The sequence below is a fragment of the Frankia sp. CcMO1 genome (assembly GCF_977945845.1).
The window spans coordinates 1-10,906 of the sequence record NZ_CDWTMG010000163.1 but is presented as its reverse complement, the minus strand read 5'-3'; the positions used below and the strand labels follow the sequence as shown (position 1 = coordinate 10,906).

Sequence of the window (10,906 nt, the reverse complement as noted above, 5' to 3'; positions counted from 1 at the left end):
CCTGTCCTTACCGTCCCAGTCCTTCTTGTCCTTACCGTCCCAGTCCTTCTTGTCCCAGCTCTCCTTCTCCCAGCGAATCTTGGTCCAGTGCTCCTTGACGACGTGCTTGGTGACGCGCTTGTCCTTCGGGCCGTCGTGACCATCGGAGGCCAACGCGCTCGTGGCCGCGGGCCCCGCGGCGACAACCAGAGCCGCCGTCGTGGACAGAGCGACAACTGCGGCTTTTCTCCTTGCGGAACTTCCCATGACTCCCCCATTGCTAGCGGAAAATGACCAAATGCTGTCGGCAGTGGAGGCCATTTCGGTCAGCGAGGACCGAAATCGGATCACCGACCAAACTCGAGCGATCCGCACTCAGGCTGATTTCCGCAGAGAAACACGCTTCCACGCAAATGACACAGCCCGCCCCGGGATCTTGGGATCTTCCCCTCCCGGCACCTCCGACTACGGAGAGTAGCTTCGACGTTGCCAATAGGTGGGAGGCGCGCATGATCGACTCGGGTGAGTCCATCCGGGTGGCTCCAGCGGAGCCCTCGGCGGCGACACCACCTGACGGATCACCTGACAGCCCCACGATGGGGCGCCGATCGGCAGGCATCGGCATCGGCCGGCCCGTTCGTGGCGGGGTTACTGTTCGCCGGCTGTTCCGAGCGGCATCGAAAAACTGGTAGAAATTGCACCCGCCAACTCGCCGATCATGATCGATCGGTAATTGACCGATATTCCTGGCGGCGGCGCGACAACCTCCCTAGGCTGCCTTCATGACGGGTTACCATCTGGCCCAGGTGAACATCGCCCGACTGCTCGCGCCGCCCGGCTCCTCCGCGCTGACCGACTTCGTCGCCGGTCTCACTCCCACCAACACGCTCGGCGACGGGCAGCCTGGCTTCGTCTGGCGCCTGCGGGCCGAGGATGGCGACACCGTCGTACGCACGTTCGTGTGGGAGGGCGACGGCGACCATGCGATCATCGTGAACCTGACCGTCTGGGAGTCGGTGGAGGCGCTGGCCAACTTCGTCTTCCGTAGCGGCCACGGGGCGTTCCTACGCCGTCGGCGCGAGTGGTTTCATCCCACCCAGCGGACGACCAACGCCCTGTGGTGGGTACCCGCCGGGCATCGGCCGGGGACGGACGAGGCCGAGGACCGGGTTCGTCACCTGCGGGCCCACGGTCCGACCGCCACCGCCTTCACGTTCCGGCTGACGTTTCCACCGCCGGACCGGCGGATCTCCCTGGTCCCGGGAAGCGGCCCGGAGAACACCGCCGAGCAGCCAGGCCGAGCGGCACCGAGAAACGCGGCGGCCGGAGGCTGATCCGGCGATGGGCTCCCGCGCCGAGGACGTGAAAAAATATGCTGGAAAGATGTACGGAAAATACGCGTGAAACCCTTTTCAGGGGACGGTCGGGTCGGTGTGGTCGATCCAGTTGGACAGAATGGCACCGAAGACGGCCGGATCCTCCGCACGGTTCCAGAACGCGGTGGCGGCCTGGACCGCGGTGGCCCCGGCCAGCAGGTAGTCGGCGACGTCGCGCCCGTCGGTCACACCCCCGACCCCGACGATGTCCACACTCTCCGGGAGCAGGCGGCGTAGCTGGCGCACCTGACCGAGCCCGACGGGCTTGAGCGCCGGCCCGCTCATACCGGCGAGCTCGACGTCGACGACTGGTCGGTGCGCCTCGTCGACGGCGAAGGCGTTGGGGAAGGTATTCACCGCCGTGACGAACCGCGGGCCACCGGGACGCGCGGCGACCTCATCGATCACCGTTGCGAGCTCCGCCAGAGCCGACGGATCGGAGAACGGCGAGATCTTGACTCCGTAGGGGACGCGTCGGGCCGGATCGGCACCAGCCTGCGCCACCAGCGTGTCGCCCACCGCCGTGCAGATCGTCGCGGTGTGCCCGGGATCGAAGCAGGCGATGCGCTTCTGCGTTCCGCCGTCCCAGACGTTCGGGCAGGCCAGGTTCAGTTCGATCAGATCGACCCCCGTCCGCGCCACGACCGCGGAGATCTCGCGGTATTCGTCGACACCGAACCCGGCGACGCTGACGGTCAACGGCTTGCCCGCCAGGTGAGCGCGCCGCACCATGCCGGGCAGATGCGCGGCATAGTAGTCCAGTCCGCGGTTGGGAAGCCCGAGCGCGTTCAACGAGTAGACTCGGCCAGGCCAGTAGACGTTGCCGGAGTTGCCTGACCGCGGTTCTCTGGTGATCGAACCAACGACGATCATCGAGACCGCCGACCGGGCGAACGTTTCGACATCCTCGGCGGTCTTGCAGGTGCCGGCCGCGTTCATGATCGGATGTTCCAGGGAGACACCGCACAGACCGCTCATGACCCCACCCTAGGGGACGTAATGAAGTAACAAATACGTGATCGAGAGCATCATCGCAGGTCACAGGCCTGTGGAGGGTTCGAAACGCGCAAGTTATTTCATTTCGACTCCCTAGGGTTTTCGCCTGGATCAGGTTCGTGACCGGCAATCGATGATCCGGGTCGCCACCCTCATGCCACGGCGGAGGTTTTTCCGTGGCGCGCCCGCAAACGGTCGATGGCCTTCTGGTAGACCTTCTCGCGCAGGGCGGCAATACGCAACGGCTCGAGCTCGGCGGTGCCGACCCGACCGCGGGCACCCACCGTCTCCGCGAACTCCGGGTCGGTGAGGAAGGGTTCCAGGGCGTCGGCGAGTGCGGGGGCGTCCTCCGGCGGGATGACCGTGCCGCCCTTCCATTTCGCCACCCAGGTGGCCACCCCGGTTGTCGCGGTCGCGACGACCGGGCGTCCCGAGGCCATTCCCTCGAGACCCGCGATGGAGAAGCTCTCGAACCGGCTCGGCACGACGACCGCCCGTGCCTCCTCATAGGCCTTGACCAGCTCGGGACGGGTCAGGTGGCCGGCGAAACGGCAGGTGACGCCGAGTTTGACCGCCTGCTGCTCCAGCCAGGTCCCGGTCGCCACACCCTCGATCGTGCCCGAGGACTGACCGGCGAAGACCACCGTCGCCTCGACACCCCGTTTCTTCAGCAGCGCGGCCGCCTCGATCAGGACATCCAGCCCCTTGCGCCATTCGAGCCGTCCGACGACGAGCAACGTCGGGTCGGTGTGCTGGGGCGACGCCACCTCCATGTACGGGGACCGGTCGAACGGGTAAGGAATGACGTCCGCGTCGGTATCCCTATCCAGCCAGCCGAAACCGCGCAGCGTGGTGACGATCAGCTCAGAGGGAGCGGTGCGCGCGTCGGCGCGCAGAGCGGAGAACCGGTCGATCCGGTCGGCCACCGCGCCCCTGCCGTGCAGCCGGCCGTCCCGCAGGCGCACATCCATCATCGTCGGGGTGTGCAGGTGGATCACGAGGGGGATGTCGCGGCGCAGGGCGGTACGCAGGCCCCGGGTCTCGCCGTCCTGAGTCTCGATCACGTCGGGACGCAGACCGAGACGACGCAGCCAGAAAGCATAGGAAACCGCGAGAACGAACCGCAGGGAGAGCGAATCACGAGGGTGGTTCTCCCCCTGGAACGACCGGCCGAGTGGGCCGAGAAACCTGGTGACGGGCAACCGCAGGAGAGGCCGCCGGTGCACCATCACCCCGTCATGATCCTCATCCGTGCGGTAGCGTCCCTGCGCGCAGAGGATATGAACCCGATGACCGAGCGCGACCAGTGCGTGAGCGATGTCGTGTGTATAGACTCCCGCCCCGTCCCAGATGATCGGCGGATACTGCTCGCACAAGAAGACGATCTCCATGCCCAATCCCCCACCGCGAGCGAACTTCGGTCAGCTCACCTTATCGCCACGATAACCGGTTGCTGCAGAGGTTTTGGATTTGCGACCACTCGCGCCGCGCCGGCCCACAGATAGGGGTATAGCGACTTCCCTCGCGGCCCGGCTCGCGAGGGAGGTCGCCGGGATACCTGGTCCGGGGCGTGGGCTACAGGGACGGACTGACCACTCAGCCGCGTAACGGCATGGACCGGCCGGTCCTGGAACCGTGCGCCGGCGGGACCCCGGTGCCGTACAGCCGCGGACCCGACAACCCTCCCGAACCCGAACCCGAACCCGAACCGGTGGCCGGCCCTGGCCCGGCACCCGTCGGCCGGGTGACCTTCGGTTCGATCCGGCGCAGCATGACGGCCGTGAGGATCAGTGCCACGACACCGATCAGCACGCAGATCACGATGTCGAGGACCCAGATCGCCACGCTGTGCTTCCACAGCCCGTCGGCCGGGTCGGTCCGCAGGGTCTCGTTACCGAACTTGCTGACGTCGTTGAGATCGTCCGTGGACGCCAGGGCCGCGAACCCCCAGCGGGCCGGGACGAGCAGGCTGATCTGCTCCAGCACGGGGCGCCCGACCAGCGAGGTCAGTCCCCCCGGAGAACACCAGCTGACCCATCGTGACCAGGACCAGGATCGGCATGGTCTTGTCCGCGTTGTCGATCAGCGTCGAGACCAGCAGACCGATCATCATCGAGGCGAGCGCCGCGACACTCACCGCGATCAGACACTCCAGCACCGGCGAGCCGAGCACGACCGCCCTCGGCGGGGTCCGGCCCACCAGCCCGATCAGGGTGAAGACAAGACACTGGGCGGTGGTGATCCCGGTCAGCAGAATGATCTTTGATCCAAGGTAGGCGGTGCGGGACAGCCCGATCGTGCGTTCCCGCCGGTAGATCGGCCGCTCCTTGACGATCTCCCGGACCGAGTTGGCCATGCCCATGAAACAGGCACACAGCACCAGGACGAGGAGAACCTTCGTCGCGTCGGTGTTCGGCGCCTGGGGTAACGCACGCAGCCCGTCCGGGGCGCGGATCACCTGTGGGACGACGCCGAGCAGGAACGGGAAGGCAATGATCAGCCGTAGGTACGACCGGTCGGCGAGCACGACCCGCCAGTACCGTCGGGTCAGCGTCGCGAGCTGGGCCCGGACCGGCTGCTGGCGCACGCTGGGCAGCTCCGGCGGTGCCTTGCGCACCGCGGGCGCCACGATCGCGGAGGGTACGAAGAACTCCGAGTCCCGGAACCGCTCCGCCATCTCCTCACCCGGAGTGGCCTCGAGCTCGCGGAACACCGCCGCGAACTCGCGGAAGTCCTCCTTGCCGAAGAACCGCAGCGCCCCGTCCGCAGGCCCGAAGTAGGCCACGTGCCCGCCGGGCGCGAGCACGAGGATGAAGTCGCACAGGTCCAGGAACAGCACACTGTGGGTGACGACGATGACGGTCCGGCCGGTCTCGTCGCCGGAGCCGGCGCCGCCGCCCTTCGCCAGGCCCCGCAGGGTTTCCATCACAGACTGGTCATTGGCCGGGTCCAGACCGGAGGTCGGCTCGTCCAGGAACAGCAGAGAGGGCCGGGTGAGCAGCTCCAGCGCGACGCTGGTGCGCTTCTTCTGGCCGCCGGAAAGCCGGAAGACCGGTGTGTTGGCGTGCGCGGTCAGTCCAAGCTGGCCGATGACCTCCTCCACCCGGGCCCGCCGCTCCTCGGCGGTGGTGTCGGCGGGGAAACGCAACTCCGAGCCGTACAGCAGAGCCTCACGCACGGTCAGCTGATCGTGCAGCGGGTCGGCCTGCGGCACGTACCCGATCCGGCGTCGCAACTCGTCATACTCGGCGTAGAGGTCACGTCCCGCGTAGATCACCGATCCCCGGTCCGCCGGTCGGAAGCCGGTGAGAGCGTTGAGGAGCGTGGACTTGCCGGCCCCGCTCGGTCCGACGACGCCGAGCAGGGAACGGCCCGGCAGCCGGAAGGTCATGTCGTGCATGAGCTGCTTGGTGCCGGCCCACACCGACAGCGCCTGCGCCTCGAAGGCCACGTCACCGGAGTCGACGTATTCGACGAGCGAGTTTCCCTCGAGCTGGAACAGATGATGGCCGATGGCGATGATGTCGCGTTGCATCACCCGCGCCCGGGTGACCCGGTGACCGTTGACGAAGGTGCCGTTGGCGGAAGCGAGGTCGACGAGCTCGACACCGGCCACCGAGATGTGCAGCTCGGCGTGATGGCGGGACGCGAGCAGGTCGCCCACGTTGATGTCGTTGTCGCGGGACCGGCCCATCCGCACCCGTCCGATCGTCAGCGGATGCACGCGCCGCCGGTCGTGCACGATCGTCGCCTGCCCCACGGCCGAGTCGGGCCCGCCCGACTGCGCAGGTGCCGCTGGGACGGGCGCCGACGCAGCGCCCGGCGCCGGTTCGGACCACCATTCCGTGCCCGGCACCGCCGCGCCCGGCGACGACGGCGACGGCGACGGCGACGGCGGGCCGGCAAGGGGGATGGGTGCCCCGCCCGGGCTATGGGTCGGCGCGGTCGGCGGGATCATCGGCGGGGCCGGACGCAGAACGAGCACCACCTCAGGTCCGTCCACCGCGCCGAGCCGGAGCCGGAGCTCCCCGGAGACGGCAAGACCGCCCACACGGCAGCCATCCCGCCAGAGACCGTTGGCGCTGATGTCCTCGATCCGCCATCCGCCGACGTCGGGATGCAGCACCAGATGCCGGCGCGACACCCGGCCATCGTTGATCACAATGTCGGCCGTACGGGCCCGCCCCACCACGACCGGCTTGTCTCCGGTGAGCGTCGCCTCCCCCGCGGGGGTGGTGACGTGAAGCGGGGTCGGAACCACCAGCACTCTCCCTCGCTCCTTCGATCGCCAGACGCACCATAGTGTGCCTGTGCAGAGGGAGTTTTCCCGCCCCTTCCGCAACATGTCCGAAAGCTGACGGCCACGAGACGGCGCCACGACGGGTTGGAGCGTGCTGGATCCGGACACCGACCGGTCCGGGGAACGAGGAAATGCGGTGGGCGGGTGGTGGAAATCGAATCAGTTCCAGCGGGCCGCACGGGTGCCGCCGTCGGGTAGGCGGGCGGAACCGACGGCCTGACCGCGGTTGTTGACCGCCACGGCGCGGCTGGTGCCGCCGCCGAAATCGCCCAGGAGCACCATCCGACCGTGGGACCAGCGGAATCCGTGCTCGGCGCCGTCGGGCGTACTGCTGACGCCAACGATGTCGCCACGGTCGCTGATCGCCGCCGGCGTGCTGGAAGGGCCGCCGAGGATGCCGAGATCCGTCACGCGGCCGTCCTCCCAGCGGAAGCCGCGACCGCCACCGTTGCCGTCGAACGTCGAACCGACGACCTGCCCAGCGTCGTTGATCGCCGTCGCCAGGCTGCCACGACCGCCCAGCGCGCCAAGATCGATGATCCTCCGACCCCGCCAGACGACCGCGTGCATCGTCCGATCGGCGGTCTGGGCCCAGCCGACGACGTCCCCACGATCGTTGATGTCGGCGGCCCAGCTCCCGACACTACCGGGCAGGTCGGGCAGATCGGTCCACCGCCCTCGGGTCCACCGGGCGGTGCGGGAACGGCCCCCCTCGTCCACCCGAACGGCGACCTGTCCGCTGTCACTCACCGCCACGGCAAAGCTGGCGGCACCCGACGGCGCGCCAAGATCGACGGTCCGGCCACGCCACCAGCTCACGGCACGAGGCGGCGCGGTGAACGTGGTTCTGGTCCCGACCACCTGGCCGCGCTCGTTCTGGTCCTCGACCCGGAAATCGAGATCGACGAGAACGCCGCCGGGCCGGAACACGAATCCGGTGTCGGGGGCGCCGCGGTGGGGGCGGAAGCCTGTCACCTGGCCGGCGTTGCTGATCCGCGACGGCCCGGGGGCCCCGTCCGGCAGCGCCGTCACCGCACTCTCCGACCATCGCAGGCCGTGGAGGTCGTAGGAGCCCGCGGAGCCGATGCCGACGACCTCTCCCCGATCGTTGATCGCTGTCGCCGTACTGAACAAGTACCCGGATGGAAAGCCCAGATCCACCGGCGCAACCGGTCCACCCGGGACCGCGTGCCGTCGCGCCGCGGCGCCGTTCGCCGGAACCATCGCCAGGATGAGGGCGGCAGCCATCGTGCCCGCCATGGTCGCCGCCCGTACCGCCCGTACCGCCCGTACCGCCCGCATCATCGCCCTTCCGCAGGGGCCGGCCATGCTCCGGGAACGCCGTCCCGGACGCACCTCGAAACCACGACATGAAGTGAGGCAAGTATTACGTTCCGCATCGACATCGGTGCCGTCGACTCGGCGTGGGCTCGACGACCGCGTGGTCCTTTCGTGGTCCGGAGGCGATCGAGCCGCCGGTCACGGCGTTTAGTGAGACGTCGGTGCCAGATACCGAAGAAAAACCACATTGTCGAGTTGTCGGACCTCGACGAGGCGAAGGGGCGAGCGGACGTCGTTGGGGAAGACCCCCGGTCCCACAAAGGTCGGCGCATCGCGCTCGCCGACGAAGAACGGGGCGACGGTAAGATGCAGCTCGTCGACCAGGCCGGCGGTGAGGAAGGCCGTATGCAGCGAGGTACCACCCTCCACCAGCAGCCGGCGGACGCCACGCCGGGCGAGATCGGTCAGGATGGCGGCGACCTCGACCCGGGGCCGACCGGGAAGCTCGACCAGGATGACGCGCGCGGTGAAGGTGGCGCGTTCGGTGCGGGCAGCGGGCGCGGTGCGGATCGCCGCCGACGCCGATTGCGGCGTTGACAGCTCGGGAGACGAGGTCGGCGCGGCGATCGGCAACGATGATCCGGCCCGACGGTAAATGATCGTCTCGACCGGGTCGGTGGTGAACAGCCGAGCGCTCGGGTCGAGATCTCCCCCGCCGGACAGCACGACCTTGATCGGCGTGGGCGGACGCCCGGCCGCCTCCCGCGCCGCCCGACGGTGCTGCGCGCGCACGGCGAGGTGGGGATTATCCCGCCGGACAGTGGCCGCGCCGACGAGGATCGCGTCACAGCCGGCACGCACCTCGTCCACCCGGTCGAGATCGGCGGCACTGGAGAGGATCAGCCGCTCATCCGAGCTATCGTCGATGTGCCCGTCCAACGACATCGCGCAGCTGCAGATGACGTACGGCCGGCCAGCAACAGCGCCTCGGCCCACAGCGTCATCGTCGACACGCCGGCTCATTCCCATGACGACCATCATCCCAGACCCGACATGCCCGGCAGACCTGTCGGACCCTGGGACTACCGTCAACAGATGTGCGGATCGCGACGTGGAACATCAACTCTGCGAAGGCTCGGCAGGCCCGCCTGATCGAATGGCTCGACCGGGCCGAGCCGGATGTGGTGTGCCTGCAGGAGACGAAGCTGTCGGACGACGTCTTCTTGGAGCTGTTCGACGAGGATCTGTTCCGCCGGGGCTACCGGGTCGCCCATCACGGCGACGGCCGGTGGAACGGCGTGGCGATCCTGTCGCGAGACACCCTCGACGACGTCGCGCGGGGTCTTCCGGGCGATCCGGGCTTTCCCGGTCCCGAGCCTCGCGCCATCGCCGCGACCTGCGGCGGCATCCGGATCTGGTCGCTGTACGTACCCAACGGCCGGACCATCGACGGCCCTCATTACGCCTACAAGCTGGCCTGGCTCGCCGCGCTGCGCGAGGTGGTGGCCGAGGCCACGGCCCAGGGCGCGGTGATGGCGTTGGGTGATTTCAACATCGCGCCAACGGACGCCGACGTCTGGGACATCACCCAGTTCGAGGGCGCCACCCACGTCACCCCGGCGGAACGCGCGGCACTCGCAGAACTCGTCAACGCCGGGCTCATCGATGTGCTGCGGGCCCGCTGGCCCGACGACGCCGTCTACACCTACTGGGACTACCGCCAGCTGTGTTTCCCGAAGAACCTTGGGATGCGCATCGACCTGGCTCTGGCGACCGCCGACGTGGCGGGCCGCGTGCGCGCGGTCTGGGTGGACCGAGCGGCCCGCAAGGGTGTCGGGACGAGCGACCACGCTCCCGTCATCGTCGATCTGGACACCGCGCCGGACGGCGACATCGGGCCGATGGTGCCGCCTCCGTCGAGTGGTAGCTCGGCCGGACGGTCCGCCCCGGGACGGACCTCCTCCGCCGGCACCGGACCGCGCCGCCGCTGAGCCGGGCGGTCCCGGCAGGATCGACCGGTCCGGCGGGGTATGCCGCCCGGTGCGAGGGAACCGCTGCCCGGCGTGCGGACATCGGCGTCCGCACGCCGGGTGCGCTCCTCAGGCGGTGGAACCGGCCGCGGCCGGCGTGGCCGGCTCGGCGGGCCGCGGCGTCGCGGATTCCGCCGGCAGCCCCGGGGAGCCACCCTCGGCAACCTCGGCCGGCCGGGCGTCGCGGACGACCGGGGTGATCTCAATCCGGGTCGCCTTGGGCTCCGCCGCCGCGCCGACGAGACGGACTGTCAGGATGCCCCGGTCGTAAGTGGCCGAGATCCGCTGCGCGTCCACGCCCTCGGGAAGCCGGAACTCCCGGCGGAAGGAACCGTGCCAGCGCTCGCGGTGCACGCGACCAGCGTGCTCGCTCTCGCTGCCGGCCGCACGCTTCCCGCGGACGACCAGGCGACCCCGGTCGATCTCGACCACGACGTCCCGCTCGACATCGACCCCGGGCAGCTCGAGGTTGATCAGTACATCCGCTCCCTCGGTAACCACATCAGCCGACGGGACGGCGAACTCGGTGACCGACGACCGTCCGGTAAGCACCGGACGCCGCGGGCCCCAGGCACGCCGAACAATCTCGTCGAACTCCCGGTCCATGCGCCCCAGCGCGGCAAACGGGTCCCACAGGTAGGTGCTCACGACGCTCCCCCTCCAAAAGATTGATCTTTCTAGGGCCGATCTCTGTACATCGATGCCGATCGAGACGCGCCCGCCCCTCAGGCGCCCCCTGGACGGATCACCTTCGGTGCGACTGCCTCCCGCTCTCACAGTTAGTGAGTCTAAGACGCTCAACCTTGCTGTTGCAAGTGAGGGCAAAGAATTTGTTGGATGTGAGGCAGGACACCGAAGCGGCGAACGGTCGCAGCGGCCGGCCCCGAGCGGCCGGGCAGCGGGGCCCGGCGCCGGCCCGGCGCGGCGGGCCGGCTCTCCTGGAG

At 68.9% G+C, this 10,906-nt stretch carries 7 protein-coding genes and 2 pseudogenes; 2 read left to right on the top strand and 7 right to left on the bottom strand.

Annotation, left to right across the window (positions count from 1 at the left end):
- Window positions 1-246: pseudogene (locus AC08OU_RS17390) on the bottom strand (hypothetical protein); the annotation flags it as partial.
- A 515-nt stretch (window positions 247-761) separates the two neighbouring features.
- On the opposite strand from AC08OU_RS17390, the gene AC08OU_RS17385 reads away from it, so the two are divergent.
- The gene (locus tag AC08OU_RS17385) at window positions 762-1,313 is read left to right on the top strand and encodes a DUF3291 domain-containing protein (protein WP_462188297.1); all 552 of its coding nucleotides are present in this window, start codon (window positions 762-764) and stop codon (window positions 1,311-1,313) included.
- Between the two features lie 78 nt (window positions 1,314-1,391).
- Here the strand turns inward: AC08OU_RS17385 and AC08OU_RS17380 are convergent, their stop codons facing one another.
- The 5 genes and pseudogenes from AC08OU_RS17380 to AC08OU_RS17360 form a co-directional block, all read right to left on the bottom strand.
- Complete coding sequence (locus AC08OU_RS17380) at window positions 1,392-2,333, bottom strand: beta/alpha barrel domain-containing protein (protein ID WP_462188303.1); 942 nt, start codon at window positions 2,331-2,333, stop codon at window positions 1,392-1,394.
- 170 nt (window positions 2,334-2,503) lie between these two features.
- Window positions 2,504-3,742, bottom strand: a complete 1,239-nt coding sequence (locus AC08OU_RS17375; RefSeq protein ID WP_462188298.1) for a glycosyltransferase family 4 protein — start codon at window positions 3,740-3,742, stop codon at window positions 2,504-2,506.
- 205 nt (window positions 3,743-3,947) lie between these two features.
- Window positions 3,948-6,618, bottom strand: a pseudogene (locus tag AC08OU_RS17370) (ATP-binding cassette domain-containing protein).
- Window positions 6,619-6,810: 192 nt separating this feature from the next.
- The gene (locus tag AC08OU_RS17365; RefSeq protein ID WP_476601586.1) at window positions 6,811-7,956 is read right to left on the bottom strand and encodes a hypothetical protein; all 1,146 of its coding nucleotides are present in this window, start codon (window positions 7,954-7,956) and stop codon (window positions 6,811-6,813) included.
- Window positions 7,957-8,139: 183 nt separating this feature from the next.
- Entirely contained in the window at window positions 8,140-8,955 is an 816-nt protein-coding gene (locus tag AC08OU_RS17360) for a RibD family protein (RefSeq protein WP_476601587.1), read from the bottom strand.
- Window positions 8,956-9,029: 74 nt separating this feature from the next.
- On the opposite strand from AC08OU_RS17360, the gene AC08OU_RS17355 reads away from it, so the two are divergent.
- Window positions 9,030-9,923, top strand: coding sequence for an exodeoxyribonuclease III (locus AC08OU_RS17355; RefSeq protein ID WP_476601588.1), 894 nt, complete (start codon window positions 9,030-9,032; stop codon window positions 9,921-9,923).
- A 108-nt stretch (window positions 9,924-10,031) separates the two neighbouring features.
- Here AC08OU_RS17355 and AC08OU_RS17350 read toward each other — a convergent pair whose 3' ends face one another.
- Window positions 10,032-10,610: an Hsp20/alpha crystallin family protein gene (locus AC08OU_RS17350; RefSeq protein WP_476601589.1), complete on the bottom strand. Its 579-nt coding sequence runs from the start codon at window positions 10,608-10,610 to the stop codon at window positions 10,032-10,034.
- Between the last annotated feature and the right edge of the window lie 296 nt (window positions 10,611-10,906).